This window comes from Flavobacterium sp. SM2513 (assembly GCF_050908145.1).
In the GTDB taxonomy this organism is placed as follows: Bacteria; Bacteroidota; Bacteroidia; order Flavobacteriales; family Flavobacteriaceae; genus Flavobacterium.
Genome location: NZ_CP194228.1, coordinates 2,653,029 through 2,674,318 on the forward strand (window position 1 = coordinate 2,653,029; position 21,290 = coordinate 2,674,318).

Consider the following 21,290-nt stretch of genomic DNA (forward strand, 5'->3'; position numbering starts at 1 on the left):
AAATTAAGCGTTAAAAACTTAGTTGAATTCCTGCTGTCAGCACCCGCAAAGGAGGTAAGTAGCCTGTAAATCTAAATTCAGGGTCGCCTCCTTTATAGGGCGAAAAGGTCAGCACGTTTTGCCCTGTTAGCAGTATTTTACAATCAACACCCTTTTGCGGGAGTGGCAGGGTGTAGGTCAAGGCTATGTTTTTTAATCGGATGGAAGAGCCATCAACGATCATTGCATCACTCGCTGCGTATCTAGAAAAGGCGGTAGTGGCTTCGCTGTTTGTTCCCGCAGTAGGCATTTGGTGGTTTGCGTTATCGCCGGGTTGTTGCCATGTATTGGTAAAATCCGTATGCTGATTGACCATTGTCCCATTGGCTTCATTAGGAGTATAGTTGTACACCTGTTGTTTGACAAATTGGAACAAGAAATCGAGTTGCCAATTCTTGTATTGGATTTGGTTTTGTATCCCCCCGAAATATTGGGGAGTTAAATCGACCAGTACTTGCTTGTCTTCCACAGCGGTTATTTTGCCGTCTTGGTTCATGTCGGCTACCTCATAATAGCCTGTTTCTGGATTGACTCCCGTGTATTGGTATACTTTTACACTGTGGATGGATTCATTTAAAACCAATCGATTGGCGTAGGTGGAGGCTTCCAAATCCGGAAAAGCAATCAGCTTGTTCTTGGCAACGGCAATATTGAAGTTGGTGGACCATTTAAACGCCTTGGATGTAAAGTTTTCCGTTCGCAAAGTCGCTTCAAAACCTTGGTTCTGAACGGTGGCATCTAGATTTGCATTTATAGAAGTAAAACCCGTTGTGCCTGGCAAAGGGATGCCCACAAGCTGGTTGGAAGAGCGGTTTCTGTAGAACGAGAAAGAGGTAAAGACGCGGTCGTTCAGGAAACCTGTTTCCAAAGCCACTTCGAACTTCGTATTTTTCTCCCAACCGAAATCAGGATTGTAGAGCCGTGTCGGCTCTAAGCCTACCGCGCCTTGGTAATTGAGTCCTGAACTCGCATAGGTGTTTAGAAACTGGTAGTCTCCAATTTGGTCGTTTCCTGTAGTTCCAAAACTGGCCCGTAGTTTGGCAAAGGACAGCGCTTTATTTTCTTTCAGGAATGCCTCCTTGCTTATGATCCATGCGGCACCTACCGCGCCGAAGGTGGCAAACTTTTTCCCCGGACCGAAGCGGCTGGAGCCGTCTCTTCTAAGGGTTAGGTTTGCGATGTATTTTTCATCATAGTTGTAATTTAAGCGCCCGAAAAAAGCCTGGTATTTGTAGGTGGTAAGGTCGTTTACCGAAACAATTTTGTTTGTTGCAAACGCCATATTGGTGATCAGGCTGTTGCTTGCGAATCCTTGCCCTGCGCTGTATTTTCTTTCTGTTTCTTGTGTCTGTGCGGTGGCACCTACTAGAACGTCAATAACCCCTTTTCCGAAGGTATGCCATCCTCTAATTTGAGGTTCAAAGAGGTGCGACGTTCGTGCTGTTGCATTGTCGTACAAAACAGAGGTGGCACTTGTGGTATTGAATGCAGGGTTGCTCATGGTGTTGGGTTGCACACGCTGTTCGTGGTTGTTGAGGCTGGTGTAGCCCATATTGGCTTTTAGTTCCAGACCGGGCAGCAGCGTATAGCTCATGACGACATTGGTTAGTAGGTCGTTTGTGGCTGCTGTATTGTAGCCTTTTAATAAGGCCAATGGGTTTGAAAAGGTATTGTCTTCCCAGTTGAGTGCTCCGTCTTCGGTGTATAGGGCCGGCGCGTTGGGTGCTAGGTTTCGTGCGATTCGGGAAAAATCTGTCGACGACTGTTTGTTGTCCTGCAGCGTGTACACTGTGGAAAAACTCAGTTTGAATTTCTCGTCTCCGCTGCGGTGGTTCATGTTGAACTGCCCCGCCGATTTGGCGTATCTGAAGTCACCCGGCAATACGGTGGTTTCTTTATAGGTGCTTCCGCTCAACAGGTATTGGGTTAGCGCAGAGCCACCGGATATGCTTAGTTGCAAGTTGGATTGTTCGGCCGTACCTCCCAAAAGTTCTTTCTGCCAATCGGTATAGCGGTTGGGGTCCCAAGTACCATTCACATCGTAAGCTGTCGCGGGATAGGTGGTGATGCCGTCGTTTTCAAACCCTTTTCTCCTCATGGCCAGGTATTGTTCTGTGTTCATTAACTGGATGAATTGGGTAGCCGTTCCGATTCCTGAGGTAGCTTGCACGGTTACTTTAGTCGCACCTGCTGCTCCCTTTTTGGTCGTAATCAGTACCACTCCGTTTGCACCACGACTTCCATAAATGGCTGTCGCATCGGCGTCTTTTAAGACTTCAATACTTTCAATGGTATTGGGGTTGATGCTGTTTAGCGGACTGCTGAGCGAGGCTAAACCCATGTTTGTACTGCTGGAACCGATGGACTCGTTTGCGTAGGGCACCCCGTCAATGATGTACAAGGGTTCGTTGCCGTCTGCTCTTAAACTATTTATGCCTCGGATTTTGATTTGAAATCCACCTCCTGGGGTTCCACCATCTTGTATGATTTCGACCCCCGCCATACGCCCTTGCATGGTAGCGAGTACATTGGTGACGGGTTGGGTTTCGATGTCTTTGGCGGTAATTTTGGCAATGCTACCCGTGCGTTCTTTGTCTTTCACTTTGTAGTAACCTGCATTTACGAGCACTTCTTCTAGTGCTGTTGCGTCTTCTTTGAGCAGGATGTTGAGGTGGGTTTGTGTGCCTACCAGCACTTCCACCTTTAAGTAGCCTATGTACGAAAATACCAGTGTGTCTTCAGGTGCAGCTGTAATTTGAAACGCACCTTTGGCATCAGTGGTGGTGGTGGTGGACTTGTTTTTGACTTGAATGGTCACACCTGGCAACACACCTAGTGCGTCGGCTACGTTTCCTGTAATGGGAGCGTTTTGGGCTGAAATAATTGGTACACAGAATAGTACCAATAAATAGGGTAGGGAAGACCGCATACAGCGTGTCCATGCCCTGAAAAGTAGATTTTTTTCCATACTTTTGAAAAGGTTTAAATGAAACTTCGGTTTTGTTGGTCTTGGTCCTCTGTCTTGTTTGCCGACGGTTCAGAGGATCTTTTTTTTTTGCCACAAAGGCGCTAAGGGACTAAGTTTTTTTTCTTTTGCCACTAAGGCACCAAGGCACTAAGTTTTTTTGAGCAATTTGTACGAAAGGCTCAAAGGGTTTTTTGGTTGGGTTTATGTCATAGGCGGTTGTTTTGGCCCCCTAGCCCCCAAAGGGGGAATAGGAGTGGGTTATTGAATTCAGGGTTAAAGGTTAAAAGGTTAAAAGGTTATACGGTTATGGGTTATGAGGTTATGCTTAATGGGCTTTATATGATGCTTTGTTTACTTGTTTAAAAAGAAAGGGGAACTGCCGTTGCAGATTGCAGCCCAACTCGGGCAGTATCCTTTCCGCTAACTAAACCAAACTAAACCAATCTTATATATTTTCATTGACTTTCAATTGATAGAACATGTCCTGTAGCCACCCTACCATGCCCATCCTCTTTTAAGACTTGTGGGTTCAAACTTTCCATTTTTTTTCCTTGTGCAATCCAAATAAAGCAACTACTTTTAAAACGCGAGTTTAAAATAGTTTTTGTCCTTATTTCTAGGGCTACAATGTGTTGCGTTAGTATGCGTAATTGTTTTGTTTTCAAAACGATTAATGGCTGTGGTGCTTGGTATTTGTGCCTTTATAGAAAGGCATAATACGTTACAGCTAAACGCACTATTGACTGTAAACGGCAAATGAAAGGGGTGCCTTGATTAAGGGGGACGGACGATAATGGGGTGTAAGTAATTCGTTCTCATAGGTTATAGATTCTATGACTATTGAACGATGTATTTCACTAAAGTCTTGAAGAAAAGATAAGGCGAACTTCAAAACTTTGAAAAGTGGTACCGCTAAGAACCCTACAATTGAAATTGTAGTCCACAAAGATTTACATGAAGTCCGCCCTATTAGATATATTACAAAAATAGTAAAATCTAATAGATAGTGGCGAACTCAAATCTTCTCATGTGGAATTTTAGCGGTTTTCTTTCATGAGAGACATCATCAATTAAGTCATATAGTACTTAATTAAAATTTTATGTCGCAAAAATATATGTACAAATATAAATAAGTTTTACGTTAAACGCAAAACTTTTATAAAGTTTTTTAAAAATGAAATTAAATAATTTAAAAAAGGTCTTTGATAATCACAAAGTCAAAAATAGAGTAATAGCTAAATATGTAGGAAAGTCAGAGTCTACGATATCGTTATGGCGTAACAATAAAAGACAGCCCTCGCTAGAAGAGTTTTATCAAATTGCAAAACTTTTACGTGTAAACATTCATGTTTTAATAGAACCTACTAACTGGAAAGATGAAGCCTCAGAAACTTATTCAGAATTTGCAATGAAGATTGCAGATAAAAAAAGGAACTAGAAAGAAAAAGATGCCTCAGCATCTTTTTTTTATGCTCTTTGATTAAAACATGTATTTATACGGGTAGGGGATTTGTTTTTTTGAGATATATTTGTAGGAAACGGTAACTTATATATAATAAGCATATTTCTTATTATTTTCATACAAAAGAATGCTTTAATGGAAATTAATTATTTTGAGTTTAAAACCCCTAAAACAATTTAAAATGATACCTTAAATCATTATTGTTCAATATTATTTCTCCATTTGTCTGGAAAAAAAGGTGTTTGAAAATAAATATGAGCTAAATCACGTAGAAAAAAATATCCTGCTTTATCTGTTCTATATTCATATTCAAATTCTGTTTTCTTATTATTTAGTCTCTCTTTGAATTCTAAAAAATTCAATTCATCATCAAATAATTTTGTCAATCGAGTTTCAGATTGATATCCATCATCAACTGATTTTGAGAATAGTTGTTCTTCTAAATCATTGTCTTTATCTTTTATTAAATGTAATGAAGTCGAATTTTTACTATGATGTGGCACAAAGATTCCTAGATCTATTTTCTTTTCTTTTACAAACTCTGAAATAATCTTATATTCTTCTTCCATATCAAGAATTACTAAATATTCTAATAATACAGCTAGAAGCGGTGAAGTTGTATCTGAATAATAAACAGGTTTTACAGAAGTAACTATTAATTTAATTACATTTTGAATACTATTATTTGCATCAGGTAGATAATCAAATTTATGTTTTGTAAATTGTATTTGATTAAGAACTAAATTCAAATAGTTTTTTGCATTTTGTATTTCACCGAATTCTATAAATAAATTTAGAATACTCGTGATTGCAATTGAATGTAAGTCAATTAATGGTCTGCTACAAACATTGTTGTTATTAATTAAGTGTACTAGCTGTTTGTTAATATTACTATCATTTTTTTTATGATTGTAATGTCTTTCCACATTTAACAAAAAGCATAAATATTCAAAGTATTCAAAAGTTCTTTTAGTATATCCAATTTGTTCATATCTACCACCATGTTCACAATAAATACCATCTTTATAATTTGCTATTGGAATTGTTCTCTCGTAATATTCTAGTAAAACTTTGTAATAGAAATTAAATATTTGGTCAAAATAAACTGTGATTTTTTTATCGTTCTCTAATTTATTTTTGAGAATCCAAAACCAAAACTTTAATACTAAATGTGTTAAATATCTTTTTGCTATTTCTAAATTATTATACCCTTTTGATTCTGTATATATAACGAATCCAATAAGCTTAAATGTTTCAAAAATAAGCTGCCATTTTCGAGGTAACTTTTTTGTTTGTATCCAATTTTCTTTAAAAATAATAGTATCCAATAGTTCATAGTAATCATTTGAAACACCATCTGTAGTATTTAAATTAACTAATACTCTATTAAATAGTTTAGTTGTATTTGGGTCTACCAATAAGTATTGACCAAACAATTTTTCAGAAAACAATATTGTTAACCTTGAAATATCCCATCTATCAAAAGTAATTTTTTTAAGATTTTTTTGAGTTGCAACTATAAAAGATTCGTAAGTTGCCTGAACACTTCCGCTTATAATTCCATTGTGAACAATAATTATTTTTAAAGGTAATTTTTCAAATTCTGGAAATGCTGATACGTATTTGTTGTAACTAGCTTGTGTTATTGAATCTTGAATCCCGTCTTTTCCATAAAAATTACTATCCGTTATGTTTTTATCGCTTCCTCCTTTTAATTCAAAATAAAAACGCTTTTTAGTACCATCATCATCAACCCCTACCGCAACAATGTCCTTGCCATATTCGGGTAATCCTAGGTACTCTGTAGGTTTTGACAATATAACAAAACCCATTGATTCTAAAAGAATTGGAAAAATCCTATTAAGCTCATTTTTCTCTGTAAGTGATTCTAAATACCCTTTTACTGTAATATATTTTAGGTCCATTATTTAGAAGTTTTCTAGGTTTTGTTCAAAGTTATTTGGGTTCTTGTATGCACGGTTATCAATCATTATGCTTGATTCAAACAAACCAAGTGGGGTAACCGCTTCTGAATCCTCTGATTTAAATGCTCTTCCTCTAACAATTACCATTGTTTTAGCCATGCTTAGAAAAGAATTACTATCATTATTTACATTCTTCATCATTTGTGCTTGATTTTCATGCTCTAGTCGATAGTATAGTTCCATTAGATTTCTTTCGTTTTCTGTAGGGTCTAAATCCTTTATACTTTTTTTAAGAGTTTTAATGTTATTATAATAATCAAGTGTTTTTTGCAATGGTTCTAAAAACATCTTGTCACTTTCACTTTTAGTAATGTTATTTTTAATTAATTCTAAAAGAGATTCATGATATACTTCAAAAATTAGTTCTGATAATTTTCTATTTAAATGTTCTTTACTTTCTTCAATCTTTGAATTTCTGATTTTTAATAACATAGGTATCAATTCATCAATTGAATGAGGAAAAATACAAATACTATCTATTGCATTGATTTGTGCTTCTTTGCCTAGTTTGTTTAGATCAATATTAAATGTGATGGAACGATGTGATAATATAATTTTCAAAGCTAAAAGTGAATATTGCCTATAGCTAAATAAGTTTAATAATTCATCTTCAAATTGTTCTGTACTAACATCATAAAAATGGCTAATTGCATTTTCGAAAATATCAATTGAACCACGAAAGCCAGCAATATTGTAATTAGTCGTTAATAGACGAAATAAAAATATCGGATTTTTAAAATCATAAAAAAAATCTCTTAATGCTTGAAAATTTTTAGTATTATTTAAGTATATAGTTAATAGATTATATTTTTCAGATTCAAAATCCTTTAAGCCATATTGTATATTAGTAAAAGTACTATGTGATAAATCATGATTTTCAGATTTAAGAAGTCCAACTATTTCTTTAAATGATTTTTCCTTTAAAGCTACATCAGTATTTACGTTAGTTATAATATTACAGAGTAGTTTACTTTTTAAATTTGCATAATCAACACTATTAACTTCAAGTTGTTGCAAATCAATAAATACTTGATTTATTTGGCTTGCATCTGTATAGTTAAAACCACATAGTGCTTTAAGAGCTATAATTGGATTACTTTTAATTTTGCTAATAGCAATATCAAATGATTCTGTATAATGAGTATTAAAAAGATTTATTAATAAAGCTGGTAAAAAATCTTGATAATCATTTAATTTTTTATTGAGTATATAATCCACTAATTTTTTTGCAAAAAAATGATTGGTTTTTGCTATATTACCTAGAATATTGAATATGTAATTTGATGGGTATTTTTCACTTTTATAGTATTTTAAACAAGAACTTAATACTATTTCTTCATCAAGGTTATAAACTTCTAAATATTTAAAAAATACTTCAATAAAATCATTCTTGATTTTTCTATCAATTTTCTTGTTTTTCAACAAAGAAGAATAGTATTTTTCAATAGAATCGTATTGAAACTTGTTAATTACAAAAGGTTTGAATAGGCTCTTATAATTAGTAAGATTTATATTTGTATCGATGGCTTTGTAGTTTTCTGATAATTGTTTTTCAAATTCATCAAGATAACTTAAAACTAATTCTACGTGAGACGGTAATTTTTTATTAAGTTCTAACTCTATATTTTTTAAAAATTCCTCATTTAAAAAGTTAGATTCAAAATTTAAAATGAATTTTTGAGAATCGCTTTCAATTTGTTTTATTAACCCAGTCTCTAAATAATAATCAAAGTTGGTTAAATTGATTAAATTATAATTATCCTTATCGTTTTGGAAAAAATAGTCAATTAGAATTTTTATTTTTTCTGAGTTTTGATCCATATTTTTTTAATTATTTTTTTTGTTACCTAAGAGAAGTTCATAACATGTATGATTTTAGCAAAAAAGCACTTTTTATTTTCTTTTATTTAAAAGTATCCTTTTTAGTTTTTGGCTTTTATTCATATGATGGACTCTTATGTTTTCCCACATTATTAATTTATTTTCAATTCTGGTTATTGCTCTTATGTCACCATCTTGAGAAATTACAAAACCTAAACTCCCAACATTTCCCCAGCAATGAGAGAAAATTGCTCGATGCCTAGTTCCAAAATGATTAGGTTTTATAGGTTCTAAATTTCTAACACTAAACCTTGCTGTTTTTGATATATAAACCTCTTCTGGTAAATTAAAATTTTTAACTACTGCACCAAAACCTTTAACTTTAAGCTGGTCATCTAAAACAACCAAACCATCGATGCAACTTAAAGAAGCAACAAATCTTATAGCTCCTTTTAATTCACTACTGCTTTCGTTTTTGTTGTTATTAGATATTGATTCGTCTAAATATAATTCCACTGGAATATCTCTTTCACTCTCATCATCTAAATAATGTTCATAAATTAAATCAGATATTGTACTATTTTCAATTGAAAAAGCAATCTTGTTTTTTAATGCATTGTATAACCTTCCATATTGGATTTTATGTTTAATGTCTAAATCATTATTTTTAGATTTGCTTATAATAAATGAACCTCCATGATGATAATTTTGAATTCTAATTAGTATTCTTGAAATTGTTTGCGTCCATAGAATATTAACCTGATTATTCCATGTTTCTTTTTCAAAATCAGATAAATTACTTAAATATTCTACAACTTCATCAATTAGTTTTTTTGAATGTGATTTTACTATATCTGATACTTTACCAAATTTGAAAACATCAATATATTTACTGATTAATATGTTTTGTTTTAGAGTTGCAATTAATTCATAGTCGATAATTACAAGAAGAGTACCTATATTAGTTATTGATGTTTGAAATAATCCAGGCTGTTCTGGACCAGTTTCGGATTCGTGATGCAAATAATTTTGATAATGTATAGATTGGTCAATTAAACCCCAAATAAAAAGGTTACCATTTTTATCAAAATCAACAGCTAATGATGAGCTCCAAGGATCGGCTGCTTTTGAAAGTTTAACAATATTTTTAACATTGAATTCAATAGTCTCCTCTAAATTAATGATATTCCATCTGTCTTTTACAATTCTTTTAGGTGGTCTTGGATCTGGATTTTCAGAATTTATTAGAGTTATGGTTACTTTAATAAAATCATTTTCTTCCGTTTTTAAACTTGCATAAAAAAGATTTTCAAATAAATTAACCAATATTTTTTCACTTGGTTTATGTGATTGATTTTTTAAATTTTTAAATTTATTAAAAACAACTATTGCTAAATCAGAAGGAGTTGCATTGATTTTTTTCATAATTTACATTCTTTGATTTTAACGTTCTACATTACCAATATAGACCAATGTTTTCTATTAGATTATAGACCTTATTCAAATATTTTTCTTGGTATAAAAGACAATGTTTTGGATAGTTTTATTGATTCTAATTTTATAGGCAAATAAATGCTGGTTTTCAAGAACAGTCATTTTGCTATGAATAATTTAGTACTGCAATTATAATATTATTTATTTTCAATTGAGATAAATAAATTTTAGTGTTCATTCTTTTCACAGTTTATTAAATATTATTCTTTCGCCATTTCCTAAGGCAATTATCAATTGAGAATTATCTAGAGTCCATATTCTTATGTTTTCATATTGTGGTAAATCTTCTGATTTAAAAATTTCATTAAACTCTATTTTAGATAGTTCATTTTGATAATTGATAATACCAAACTTTCCATGCCATTCATAGATAATTTTATTGTCTTTTTCAGGATTATAAATTGTAAACATTGCTCTAGCCATATTATGATTGTTATCAAATTGGTGAATATTGAAATCGGTTATTACATTTCCATTTTCATTTCTCCAAATACCAAATAATTGTTGAATTTGTATTTCCATTAATAATTGCTTTTTGTGCTGTTTTTCCCTTTTATTTCTTTTGCTGACATTAATGCAAGACTTGCTCTATTAAGGAATGTATCTATTGTGTCATCCTCCTTTTTGAACTCAGTTACACCACAGGAGACAGATAGATAAATACTTATTTCATCAATTATGAAAGTATTATCTGCAATTGATTCTCTTTTTCTATTTGCAGCTGTAACTGCATCTGATAGACATGTGTTTTTTGCAATAACAATGTATTCATCTCCTTTAAATAGTCTGAAAGTTTCATCAGTACCTCTTTTGTCATTATGAAGTAAGTGTCCTAAACTTTTCAGAATTTTGTCAGCTTTTGTATGTCCGTATTTTGTATTGTATTCTTTAAAATTATCAATATCAAAGATAATAATTGAAAGAGTTTCAATTTTAGAAGTATACAGTAATTCATCAATAGTTTTGCTTAGATGTGCTTTTAGTGCTTTATGATTTTTTAGACCCGTTATTTCATCCGTAAAATTATCTTTTTCAAGAGCTTTATATTTTTTGAGATAAACTAATCTAATCAGTAAGAAAGCTGTAATAATTAAAATTATACTATAAATAAAAATTCCATACAAATAAACTTTAAACTCAGTTTTCAAAAAAGCCCTTAAAGAGAATTTATCAGGAATAACTAATGCTATAACAAGCCCTATAAGTAGAATCAACAAATATCTAATTGCATCATAAACTGCTTTTGATAAAGCATCTGATTTAAACTTTTGAAGTGAATTATTAATATATCCCATGTTATTTATTTAAATTAAAGGAAACTTATTTCCTAAATGTTTGTACCAGATAGCGAAAGCTTTTTCCTGGTTATCTTGTTTTAAAGCTATTTCAGCTTCGGTAATTAAATTATCTAATGCTTCTATGAAATTTCTTTTTTGAATACTATCTAATTTTGATGTTAGATCATCAAATGGTGTAGCGGGATTTCTGCATGAAACACCCCAGCTTAATGAACTTTTAATGGCTCTTGCTGTTTCGTAAAAGGCTATATCATCTCTAGTGTTTGATTTAAAATGTTCAGTTACCCAAACTGTAAAAGCTATGCCACTTGGCATTTTACGAGTTTTATTGTTTGCCCAAACTTTGAAGTATTTGATTAACCTTAGCATTTGGCCTTTAACATCTTTTAATTTGCGTTGTTTGTCAAACCAATCACATAGTTCCTTTGGGTCACTTTTTTGCCATGTGGTTTTGGTTGCTAAATGAGGATTGTCATATGGTGTTTTATAGTATACTGGTAAATCAATATCAAAATTACCTCTGTATATAACTCTAATACATTTATCGCGATGTTCAATACCTTCGGTTGTATGCATTCTTACCGCATTTGCAATATGATTTTGAACGGTATAAGCAACGTAATTTAAAGGAAAATTTTTTAAAAAATAAACCCCTAAATCAACATCATATGTACCTTCTTTGTCTACAACCATGGTTTTCATTTTATAAGAACCTTGTATGTAGAATTTTGGTGTTGGTAAATCTGTATAAATTCGAAAATGTCTAAGTATTCTTTCTTGTAATGCTTTACGAGAAGTGATAAGCTTAGCTTTCTTGGATGGTGTCAAAGAAATATTTTGCTCAAACTTTAAAAAATGGTTATGCGAGTTTGCCATATTGTTATATTTTTCTTCGTCTTCACTTAAAATTTTATTGAGTATCACCCCACCAGCAACAAACCCCAAAATATTTAATAATTGTTTCATTTATAATAATGTTTCTTTGGTTCTAGTACAATTTATTAGAGATATAATTAAAATTATTCATACTCCTTTGTTGACTTATGTGGCACGAATGGATGTTCCCATTTTCCTGAAATCAAATAAATTTCATAAAATACAAACCATTCTATTGACCATGGAATAATAGTGTCGAAAAGATTGTGTTTTTTATAGTCCCAAACCATATCAGATGAATGATAAAGACATAAACTATTGTCAGATGGAAACATGTGAATGTCATCATTATAACTTATGACTGGATCAATAATATTTACTTGTGGAGACTTTTTACCATCATAATTAATTTGAAATTTATATTCAACAGAAAGTTGAGTTGGTTTGCAAATTCCTTCACATAAAAGGTTATCATTCTTAATAGTGCATTTTAGAAAGTCAAAATTATTTTCAATTAATTTTTTCTCTCTAATTAAAATGTACTTACTAAGCAATTTTTGTTGCCTTGCTTTTGGTTTCCTTCTATTAAATCTAGTTCCTGCCAAAGTTTTTATGTTCTTTATGTTTTACACCTGTATTATCCTCCGCAATATTTCCACTTTTTTGAGTATAAGCACTACCTGTTAATATAATTTGTTTTAAAGTATTTAACGATTGTTCTTTAGCATCGGTATCTTCATCAGCTCCCTCAGGAAATTTATCTCCCAAATGATTTTTCCAAAGTTTGCTAGCTTTTAATTGGTTTTTTTCATCAAGTGCCTTATTTGCCTCCTCAATAAAAGACTTTAAATTGTTCATGAATTTGTCTTTTCTTGTTTTGTCATACTCTGCAAATAAATCATCATTTGGAGTTGCTGGAACAATACATTTAAACGAATTATCTAAAACTTCTTTTATTTTTTCTAAAGTATCTCTTAAAGCAATATCTTCTCTGTCATTTTTTTGGATATTATTTGCAGCTAGAATACTCATAGCGAGTCCACTGGGCATTTTGTCTCTTTTAAAATCACACCATGCTTTTAAATGTCTAGATATTCTTAAAACTTGAGGTGTATTTTTGATTTCATTTATATACCACTCGACAAAATCTTTTGGGTCGCTTTCTGAACAATTTTCATTTTTTATAGTTAATAATGGATGGTCGCTTCCATCAGGAAAATAATAAACAGGAATGTCAATATGATATTCTGCTTTAAAGATTACTCTAATACATTTTTTCCTATGTTCAGGTGGTGTAGTTGTATGGCCATCAACGGCATTTTTAACCCAAGTTTGTAACGTTGTACCTGAAACGCCTTGCTCTCTTCTAAAATATACACCATCATCTAAATCGCACTCATTATCTTTTGTTAAGATTATTGTACCTACTTTGTAAGAACCTTGTATATAAAATTCAGGTTTATAATCTGGATGATTTGCTTTGAAATAATTTCTAATTTTTGTTCTAACTTCATTTTTAGATATTTTTAATTTATCTTTTTTTGCCTTCGGGATATTTAGATTTATATCAAAATCTAAAAATAATTTATTACAGTTTGCCATATTATTAAGTTATATAGTGTTTTTGTTGATTAAAAAATTCAAGAACTTCAGGTTGAATTGCATAGTGATAACCATCATGGTCTCCCATTGCTTTTAATGTCTTTAAAGCCTCATCGTGAGTAATATCCATATCGATTACACCTATATGTTCTTTAGATAATTTTGGAGATGGTATTCTGTAATAAGTTCCTTTAGGGTGAATATTATCAATAATTTTTTTTAGAAAAAAATCACTGAAATAGGCTTGACCATCCATTGATGCTTGAAACAATTTATTGCCCCAGTGTCTAAATGATTTAGAAATATTTTTTGTAGATGCCCAGCCACTTGGTTGTGGAACACTTGAAATAGATAGAATTTTAAATGTGTCAAACTCTTTTCCTTCTCCTACAAAGAATTGTAATGCTTCTAATAAGCCGCATAGTGTTGGATTATTTGCCCACAAGCCACCATCAGCATATAGTATGTTATTATGTTCATGTATAGGTAAATAGGTAGGTGCAGCAGCAGTAGCTAAAGCTACATCTACCATTTTAATATCTTTATCCATAAAAAAATCTCCTTCTTTATGTGGATATTTAAATACACGTGGTTCACCTTTGATTAAATTAAAACTTGGAATGCACAATAGATTATTTGCTTCTCCCATTGTTACATCTCCAAAAGTTTCTTCTAAAATATCTTTTAAAGGTTCATTTGAAAATTTACCCCAAAGTAGAAGTTGCTTTAGGAACTGCCATTTTCTTTGGAACCATCTAAAAAAACTATTATTTGATATTGGAAATATTTCATTTCCTCTTTCAAAATACAAGTCTGATAATTTTTGAGCTGAAATACCGTTGCTTAATCCTAAAGCAATAAGACCACCAGTAGAAGTGCCACATATCATATCGAAATGATCTGTAATTCTCTTTCCGGTTTTTTCTTCAATTCTAGCCAGCAAAGAAGCACCATATAGCCCTTTTATACCGCCACCATCAATTGATAATATTTTAAATACTTTCTTTTCCATCGTCCTTTTTATTTATTTTTTTAATAGAATCATTAATCCAATTAAGCTTCTGACTTACCGATTCAATTCTACTTAGTTCATTAAAAATACCATCAAGCATTTTTGCTAAATAATATTGTAAAAAAAGCTCTAGATGAGTATCAGCTTTTAAGTTCATTTCTTGTTCAAAACCTATTTTCAGTTTTGGTAAATTATTTATATTTTCCATAATTAATGATATGGTTTAAATTTTAAAAGATTATCTGTAGCTAAATGTAAAATTTAATTTTAATAATTAATAGTAATTTTTATTGTAATTATATCATTGTAGTTAAAATTCTACGATACTGTGTGGTTTAAAAGAGTTATTTTTGGATAAGTCTTATTTCTCATAACTGTGAAGGGGGTATCTTATGTAGTATTTGAAAGTGTATTGATTCTTTTATTTAAAAGATTTCTCACTGCGATGGTTTATTGACGGGAAGTAAGGGAAGATGTATGATGTAGAAATTAATTAACATATAAAAAACTAAAAATTATGGCACTTAAACCAGGACCAAAAAGAATAGCTGACTCAACAGGAAAACCTGACAGACGTCAACGTGATAATAAAGATACTCCGGGAAATATACCTTCACTGAAACCGCCTGTTTCTAAGAAGAAATAGTAGTTATTGGTAAGGGTTTATTTTAGAATACAATAGATGCTTGTGAATTTTTTTATGTTCTAAAATTAAAACAGGTATTTATACGGGTATGGGGTTTGTTTATTTGATATATTTTTGGAGAATGCGGGAAACCGTAATTAGACATGAAAATGTTTTAATAGGTTTGAAGCATTACAGTATGAGAAGTTAAGTAAACAAGTATGAAAGTTTTATTTATGTACTAAACTAAAAAAGAACAATGGTTATTATATTTATCTGTTGACGATTTATATATATGTAAAGTTTCGTCTTGTACATATAAGTTAAAAAATAATCAAGTCACAAGAAATCATGAATCAAAATAATGTTAAAATTTATGTTTTAAAGTTTAACTTTTGAAAATACTAAAGAGATGAATGAAAATTAATTTTAATTGATAAGGAATAAAAAAAAAAAATGAGTGAACTTTTTGAAAATGTTAAAATATATATAGACAGACTAAAACAATTTTCTTCAACTAAACCTGAGGTAAAAGTTGTAGAACAAGGTGTGGTATTTCGTGAAAACAGAAAATTCATTATAGATGCAGCATTAATAGTTAATGAGGCCGTTTTTACTGTTTTTGAATTTAAAAACACTGTTCTTTCTCTTACTAAACAAGAAGTTGTAAATATCTATGAACTAACAAATTTCGAATGTAGATTTTTTGTTCTTTCAGATGGTGTAAATTCAAGAGTATATGATACCTATTATGGTAGTATTGATACGTCAAAAGGCATTGAGAAATTGTGGTCAATTTTATTTATAGAATATAATAAAGAGGATATAGATAAGTTCAAACAAAAGTTGATTGATGAAGTAAATAAGGAGATAACTACGTTTAAAAAAAATCTTAATTTTCTATATAAAACTTCAAAAGATATAGCTGTAATAACAAAGTTATCAAATTTAGAAAAAGCTATTCAATTGTTCAAAGATGGTCTTGAAGAAAATCTTAGATACGACAAGAATATGCGTTCTTTTTATATTACAGAAGATTTAAGGGATTTAAAGAATTTAGAAAATCAATTTTTTAAAACAGTAATAGAGGAAATTCCTAATAATACAGAGATTTACCGTTACACAACTTTAGATAGTGTTTTTAGAACTATCGAAGGCAAAACATTACGATTAAGTGGTATAGTTGGGATGAATGATATTTCAGAGGTAGGATATGTGGATGGATATTTAGATAAAAAATATGTTCCAATGGCTACTGATGAACTAGTTAATTCAGTCAATAAAAAGTATTTAATGTGTAGTTCAACACTTGAAGACGAATTAATGCAATGGCGTCTTTATGGTGATGATTGCAAAGGTGCTTGTTTAGTTTTTCAAATTAATAAAGGTGTTGAAATACCAGGTCTATTACTTAGAAAAATAAATTATGGAATAAAACTGGATGGGGAAAATTTTCACCCTGAATTAGAATTTATAAAAAGAATAAAAGAAAGAACACGAAATAAGGTAAAAGTAGATTTTCATTTCAAAACACTTTCCTTATGGAAACATTTCTTTAAATCTTATGAATACGAGCCTGAAAAAGAAGTTAGGTTGCTTTTAATCGGCAATCAAACGGATGAAATTAAAGGTGAAGAATTTTTAACTGGTACAGGTTCACGAATTGATATCAAATGGAATTTAACCAATTCTCACAACATATTGGCACCTTTTATAGTATTAAAAATCGATGACCCAAGATTAAGATGTAAGCTAACTAAAGTAATACTTGGTTCAAAATGTCCTGAATTGGCGATTAATTTAAAACAGTTTGGTCTTTTAGCAAGGAAGAAAAATTTGTCTCATCTACAAATAATTCCGTCCAAAATTATTAATTATAGATAAGATAAGTCTTAAAAAAAATTGAAATTAAATCCAATTTATAAGATTTTGCATAAAGTGTTTAGCACAAGCTAAAGACCTCTTTTTACAAAGCCTTAGTTTGAAACTATATTATGATAATTATAAAATTACTATAATAATAGAGTATGGATAGCGATAACTCTATAGCGGTTAGTATAATACTTTTTAGATTTTCTAAAATGTTAAATAAATGTAAAATGCTTATAAACTTACGAAATAATGAATGAAATTATATTAACAAACCCAATTACAAGTAGCATTCTGAATTCCGTATATGCAAGTTCTAAAAAAATTAATTTTGCAGTTCCTTTTTTAAACTCATTTGCAAATGTCCTTTTAAATGAAACTACAACCAGTCAAATAGCAGACAAACGACTGTTAACAAGACTTGACGATAGTAATCTTATTACATTTGAAATACCAACTTTGCAAATCCTATGTGATTTAGGATTTATAATTCGATTTGATAATAAAATACACTTGAAGCTTTACATAACTGATTATGATACTTATGTTACTTCGTCAAACCTAACAAAAGGTGGATTTGAAAGTAATATTGAACTTACCATTAAAGTTGATTCTGAAAACTCTAAACTATGTTCTGAAATATTCAATCAGCTTTGGGAGAATTCAAAAGAAAACGAGGTGAATGCGGATTTTCTAAAAGCCTGCCTTCCAAAATATGAGATTTTGAAGAAGCGAGACCAATTTAAAGACAAAGATGTTGTCGTTAGTACCAGTGTTGTTAGAACAAAATTAGATATTGCGGAAATAATTGATGAAATTATTAAGTTGAATAAAGATTACACTAAAACTATGTATTTAGTTCATGAGGCTAATAAATTAAGAGAAATCTTAAAAAGTCAACTTAGAACCTCCTTTTCGACAGAGCTATTTTATACTCCTGCAAATCATACAAAAAGGCAAAATAATTTATTCTATGATTTTACGTACGGACATGAAGTGAAATTGGCGGGTACTGGATTAAGAGAAAAGCAGTTTAAAGCAGTTTTTGAACATCCAGAATTTAAGAAAGTAATTCAATATATTTTTCCAGAGATGGAAGGTATGAAGGCATGGAATCTTAAGGATGATAAAGAATTACTTTTATTTTGTCAAGGGATTTTTGATTTCAAAATTCCCCAATATTCTGAAGCTCTCCCTATCAGGTTAGCATCTTATTTTTATCCTGATTACTTCCTTCCGATATTTAAGCTAGACCATTTAAAAAAAGTATCTGATGCATTAAATATAAATACTGATGCAAAGACTAACGGTGAGCGATTGTATGCTTATACTTTACATATTAGTGAAAAATTAAAAGCTTTACCAAACAATAACAATTATATCAAGTCAAATATAGCCTACAGTATTTTATATACTTCTGAACTATACCATAAGTTACAAAATGGAGCGACCTATGAAAGTATTGAAGCAGAATATAAAAAACATTGGAAAAAGAAATATATTCAGAATGGATTGAGAATATTAAAGAACTTGGGAGCTGTGTGAGTTTAAAATTATGGAGTTATTATTAAAGTGGTTGAATGGATTGAGAATATTAAAAATTGGATATATAGATTAATATGGAACTTAAAAAATTTTTAACTGAAATTGTAAAAGATTGGGCTGCCATTCCTAAAAAAGAAAAGGAAGAAGTAATTGAAGCCTTACGGGGTGTTTTGAGTTTTGAGAATGGAGTATCAGGAGAAAAATATGCTTTAAAAAAATTAAAAAAACTAAATTCTGAATACGAATTTGTATTAACTGATGGAAGTAAATCACCCGCAGATATTGTTTGTTTGTTAAAGCATAAAGAATATTGGCATTTTGGACTTTTTCAAGTTAAGACGTCACAAGATACAAAAATGCTAAAAAGTGAAATTGACGAAAAAAAAACTTTACCCATTTTAGCAGAGATTATAAAAAAGAGATTTTTAATTAGCAAAGAAACTAGTCGATATAGAAAAAAACAACTATTTATAACAATTGGTTATTTAGGAATTTATAAGCAAAAAAAACATAGCGTTTATAAAAGTTTGCCTTACTCTAAATCATTTACTTTAAATAATTTGAGTCTGACAAACATTGATAAAACGGAAATTAAAAACAAATTACATAGGAATATAAAATGAGTGTTAGCTTCAATTATGTATTCATTGGTTTTGTGGCAATGGATAGTACTGTATGCTTTTTTTGTGTGATAGCGCTGAAAACGAAAATACTTTGAACTAGTTAACAGTAAGCTAAAAAAAAATACATATGATTATAGACAATAAAGTTATAAAACTGAAAGAAGTTTTAAAAGAATGGGTTGAAAAGTCTGACGAGGTATTAATATGCTCTCCTTTTATTAGTTATAACGATGTTTTATTTGAACTAATCGAGAATAAATTTAAAATGACGTTGATATGCCGATTATCATATCCAGCGAGTCCTGAATTATTTACGAAACTTCACAACTTCCGATCTCCGAAGTCTGTCGCTCTGCGAACGTCTCCGACTTCTCAGCATCTAAATTTCCAAAACAACATGACCCTCACAGATTTTCTATCAAAAACACACATCGCTCTGCGAACGTCTCCGACGGGAAAACTGTAATAAGAATTGGAAAATTATGCTTATGTTTGGAAGGTTAATGCGCAAGGGGTACTAAATAGGTGGTGGGAAAGTTTAATTTGAAAAAAGTGTATAAACTTGCGTATATTTACTAGTTGGCATACATTTGAGAAAAATTGAACAGATTAGATAAAATTAAACTTGAAGGAGTAAAAATAAATTTAGTTCATACTAATGATTTCTTGACGAACTTATTTTCCAAGAAAGAGTTCATTATTAAAAGTAAATATCCAACTATAAACACCATACAATGTTCTCTACAAAAAGGGAAAAGGTGCTTTGAGTATTCCGCAGGAGAAATATTACCTGAAGGTCCACCTGTGAAATATCAACATAAAAGTTATGGTTATCAAGACCCATTTGAGCTAATTAATGATGATTATCATTTTAGTGCTTATAATGGTGCAGGTTTAATAAACTTAAAAATTGGAAAAGGATTTACATCAACTGGAGAAATTAGAGAATTAAAGTCAAATTCATTTAATAACTCTGCTGGAATTCATAGAGCCATAATACCTAAACCAAAATTTCATAAACTTCCAATTAGATATATAAAATCAGAAGGTTTTAATGTCGGTTCTTCAATTAGGGTTGCAGGTTATTTTAATATTGTAATCAATAACAAGCAAATTGGAATTTTTGACTATAAGGTTAATGAAGTTGAATCTTTGATAATTGAAAACTATGACAAAATACAAAGCAATGATTTTGAAAATTATGTTTCAGCAATTACTTATTGTTTTGGTTTAGTTAGTGGACAGCTTTTTAGAGATGAAATTATAATTTTAAAGTATAATGATTCTAGATTTGAGAAAATAACTTCTTTTAATTATAAAAAGTTAGAAAATTCAATATCTGGAATTCCTGCATTAGACCCTCAATTATATTGGGAATTATCTGAATCTAATAAAGTTAGACCATATTTGGAAAAAGAAGTTTTTCAAAATTTAGTAAATAAAAGTCTTACGGATTTAAGATTATTCAGAGCTATTAGAATAATGTCGGAAAGCTGTCAATATCCAATAGAAATAAAGGCTTCCACATATTCAGTTGCTTTAGAAACTGTAAAAAATATAATTATAGAAGAAAATGAAGAAAAGATAAATCCATTCAAAATAAAGAAGAAAGCTAGTAATACAATCAAAGAATTAAAAAAAATAGTAGATGCTATTCCGGAATCTGAATTTAATAGTAAAAAAATGGTTTTGAATAAATTAGAACAATTAAATCAAGTCGGAAACAGAGACAGCTTTTTACTTTCTTTCAAACTATTAAACATAAAATTGAGCGAAGATGATGAAAGGTGCATAAATATGAGAAATGATTTTCTACACGGCAGAATTCCTTTTGATATTGAGAATGACCCAAAAGCATATGAATTGCATCACATCGTTTATAAACTTCATTTGTTAGTTTGTTCATTAATTTTAAAATATTCAGGCTTTTCTGGACTTATGCTTAACAATATAAAATTAGCGGATTTATTACATTTTGATAAGAAATTAAAAGAACCGTTATTCAGAAAAATATAAAAAACGTATGCCAACACCGTATAAAATTAATTGCTAGTTCTAGCCTACTTACGAA

At 30.6% G+C, this 21,290-nt stretch carries 16 protein-coding genes; 5 read left to right on the plus strand and 11 right to left on the minus strand.

Going from position 1 to position 21,290, the window contains the following annotated elements; all coding sequences use genetic code 11:
• Positions 1 to 10 precede the first annotated feature (10 nt).
• Positions 11 to 3,007 carry a SusC/RagA family TonB-linked outer membrane protein gene (locus ACQ5J2_RS11170; protein ID WP_432670499.1) on the minus strand — a complete coding sequence of 999 codons (2,997 nt, stop codon included), beginning with the start codon at positions 3,005 to 3,007 and terminating at the stop codon, positions 11 to 13.
• 1,174 nt (positions 3,008 to 4,181) lie between these two features.
• Between ACQ5J2_RS11170 and ACQ5J2_RS11175 the strand changes: the two genes are divergently transcribed.
• Positions 4,182 to 4,445 carry a helix-turn-helix transcriptional regulator gene (locus ACQ5J2_RS11175; RefSeq protein WP_432670501.1) on the plus strand — a complete coding sequence of 88 codons (264 nt, stop codon included), beginning with the start codon at positions 4,182 to 4,184 and terminating at the stop codon, positions 4,443 to 4,445.
• Between the two features lie 221 nt (positions 4,446 to 4,666).
• On the opposite strand, the gene ACQ5J2_RS11180 is transcribed toward ACQ5J2_RS11175, so the two are convergent.
• From ACQ5J2_RS11180 to ACQ5J2_RS11225, 10 genes are all read right to left on the minus strand, one after another.
• Positions 4,667 to 6,394 (minus strand): hypothetical protein, encoded by a 1,728-nt coding sequence (locus tag ACQ5J2_RS11180; protein ID WP_432670503.1) that lies wholly within the window; start codon positions 6,392 to 6,394, stop codon positions 4,667 to 4,669.
• 3 nt (positions 6,395 to 6,397) lie between these two features.
• Complete coding sequence (locus tag ACQ5J2_RS11185) at positions 6,398 to 8,275, minus strand: hypothetical protein (protein WP_432670504.1); 1,878 nt, start codon at positions 8,273 to 8,275, stop codon at positions 6,398 to 6,400.
• Between the two features lie 72 nt (positions 8,276 to 8,347).
• Positions 8,348 to 9,700, minus strand: a complete 1,353-nt coding sequence (locus tag ACQ5J2_RS11190; protein ID WP_432670506.1) for a putative sensor domain DACNV-containing protein — start codon at positions 9,698 to 9,700, stop codon at positions 8,348 to 8,350.
• Between the two features lie 252 nt (positions 9,701 to 9,952).
• Positions 9,953 to 10,291 (minus strand): hypothetical protein, encoded by a 339-nt coding sequence (locus ACQ5J2_RS11195; RefSeq protein ID WP_432670507.1) that lies wholly within the window; start codon positions 10,289 to 10,291, stop codon positions 9,953 to 9,955.
• On the minus strand, positions 10,291 to 11,064 hold the full coding sequence (locus tag ACQ5J2_RS11200) for a GGDEF domain-containing protein (protein ID WP_432670509.1): 774 nt from the start codon (positions 11,062 to 11,064) through the stop codon (positions 10,291 to 10,293). The genes ACQ5J2_RS11195 and ACQ5J2_RS11200 overlap by 1 nt, the downstream gene beginning before the upstream one ends.
• Positions 11,065 to 11,073: 9 nt before the next feature.
• Positions 11,074 to 12,033, minus strand: a complete 960-nt coding sequence (locus tag ACQ5J2_RS11205; protein ID WP_432670511.1) for a CBASS cGAMP synthase — start codon at positions 12,031 to 12,033, stop codon at positions 11,074 to 11,076.
• Positions 12,034 to 12,086: 53 nt separating this feature from the next.
• The gene (locus tag ACQ5J2_RS11210) at positions 12,087 to 12,497 is read right to left on the minus strand and encodes a hypothetical protein (RefSeq protein ID WP_432670512.1); all 411 of its coding nucleotides are present in this window, start codon (positions 12,495 to 12,497) and stop codon (positions 12,087 to 12,089) included.
• A 37-nt stretch (positions 12,498 to 12,534) separates the two neighbouring features.
• A complete protein-coding gene (locus ACQ5J2_RS11215) occupies positions 12,535 to 13,545 on the minus strand; it encodes a CBASS cGAMP synthase (protein ID WP_432670514.1) in 1,011 nt (336 codons plus the stop codon).
• Between the two features lie 4 nt (positions 13,546 to 13,549).
• Positions 13,550 to 14,557: a CBASS cGAMP-activated phospholipase gene (locus tag ACQ5J2_RS11220; protein ID WP_432670515.1), complete on the minus strand. Its 1,008-nt coding sequence runs from the start codon at positions 14,555 to 14,557 to the stop codon at positions 13,550 to 13,552.
• Positions 14,538 to 14,765, minus strand: a complete 228-nt coding sequence (locus ACQ5J2_RS11225; RefSeq protein WP_432670517.1) for a hypothetical protein — start codon at positions 14,763 to 14,765, stop codon at positions 14,538 to 14,540. Before ACQ5J2_RS11225 ends, ACQ5J2_RS11220 begins: the two co-directional genes overlap by 20 nt.
• A gap of 873 nt (positions 14,766 to 15,638) precedes the next feature.
• Here ACQ5J2_RS11225 and ACQ5J2_RS11230 point away from each other — a divergent pair.
• The 4 genes from ACQ5J2_RS11230 to ACQ5J2_RS11245 all read left to right on the plus strand — a co-directional run bounded on the left by ACQ5J2_RS11230 (position 15,639) and on the right by ACQ5J2_RS11245 (position 21,235).
• Positions 15,639 to 17,066, plus strand: a complete 1,428-nt coding sequence (locus ACQ5J2_RS11230) for a DUF2971 domain-containing protein (protein ID WP_432670519.1) — start codon at positions 15,639 to 15,641, stop codon at positions 17,064 to 17,066.
• A gap of 237 nt (positions 17,067 to 17,303) precedes the next feature.
• Positions 17,304 to 18,596: a phospholipase D-like domain-containing protein gene (locus ACQ5J2_RS11235; protein WP_432670520.1), complete on the plus strand. Its 1,293-nt coding sequence runs from the start codon at positions 17,304 to 17,306 to the stop codon at positions 18,594 to 18,596.
• 74 nt (positions 18,597 to 18,670) lie between these two features.
• Positions 18,671 to 19,219: a hypothetical protein gene (locus ACQ5J2_RS11240; RefSeq protein WP_432670521.1), complete on the plus strand. Its 549-nt coding sequence runs from the start codon at positions 18,671 to 18,673 to the stop codon at positions 19,217 to 19,219.
• A gap of 600 nt (positions 19,220 to 19,819) precedes the next feature.
• On the plus strand, positions 19,820 to 21,235 hold the full coding sequence (locus ACQ5J2_RS11245; RefSeq protein ID WP_432670523.1) for a hypothetical protein: 1,416 nt from the start codon (positions 19,820 to 19,822) through the stop codon (positions 21,233 to 21,235).
• Positions 21,236 to 21,290 lie beyond the last annotated feature (55 nt).

What these genes read in the sequence shown, in the direction of transcription:
- ACQ5J2_RS11170 (WP_432670499.1), bottom strand. Translation starts at nt 3,007, where the DNA reads ATGGAAAAAAATCTACTTTTCAGGGCATGGACACGCTGTATGCGGTCT.
- ACQ5J2_RS11175 (WP_432670501.1), top strand. Translation starts at nt 4,182, where the DNA reads ATGAAATTAAATAATTTAAAAAAGGTCTTTGATAATCACAAAGTCAAA.
- ACQ5J2_RS11180 (WP_432670503.1), bottom strand. Translation starts at nt 6,394, where the DNA reads ATGGACCTAAAATATATTACAGTAAAAGGGTATTTAGAATCACTTACA.
- ACQ5J2_RS11185 (WP_432670504.1), bottom strand. Translation starts at nt 8,275, where the DNA reads ATGGATCAAAACTCAGAAAAAATAAAAATTCTAATTGACTATTTTTTC.
- ACQ5J2_RS11190 (WP_432670506.1), bottom strand. Translation starts at nt 9,700, where the DNA reads ATGAAAAAAATCAATGCAACTCCTTCTGATTTAGCAATAGTTGTTTTT.
- ACQ5J2_RS11195 (WP_432670507.1), bottom strand. Translation starts at nt 10,291, where the DNA reads ATGGAAATACAAATTCAACAATTATTTGGTATTTGGAGAAATGAAAAT.
- ACQ5J2_RS11200 (WP_432670509.1), bottom strand. Translation starts at nt 11,064, where the DNA reads ATGGGATATATTAATAATTCACTTCAAAAGTTTAAATCAGATGCTTTA.
- ACQ5J2_RS11205 (WP_432670511.1), bottom strand. Translation starts at nt 12,033, where the DNA reads ATGAAACAATTATTAAATATTTTGGGGTTTGTTGCTGGTGGGGTGATA.
- ACQ5J2_RS11215 (WP_432670514.1), bottom strand. Translation starts at nt 13,545, where the DNA reads ATGGCAAACTGTAATAAATTATTTTTAGATTTTGATATAAATCTAAAT.
- ACQ5J2_RS11220 (WP_432670515.1), bottom strand. Translation starts at nt 14,557, where the DNA reads ATGGAAAAGAAAGTATTTAAAATATTATCAATTGATGGTGGCGGTATA.
- ACQ5J2_RS11225 (WP_432670517.1), bottom strand. Translation starts at nt 14,765, where the DNA reads ATGGAAAATATAAATAATTTACCAAAACTGAAAATAGGTTTTGAACAA.
- ACQ5J2_RS11230 (WP_432670519.1), top strand. Translation starts at nt 15,639, where the DNA reads ATGAGTGAACTTTTTGAAAATGTTAAAATATATATAGACAGACTAAAA.
- ACQ5J2_RS11235 (WP_432670520.1), top strand. Translation starts at nt 17,304, where the DNA reads ATGAATGAAATTATATTAACAAACCCAATTACAAGTAGCATTCTGAAT.
- ACQ5J2_RS11240 (WP_432670521.1), top strand. Translation starts at nt 18,671, where the DNA reads ATGGAACTTAAAAAATTTTTAACTGAAATTGTAAAAGATTGGGCTGCC.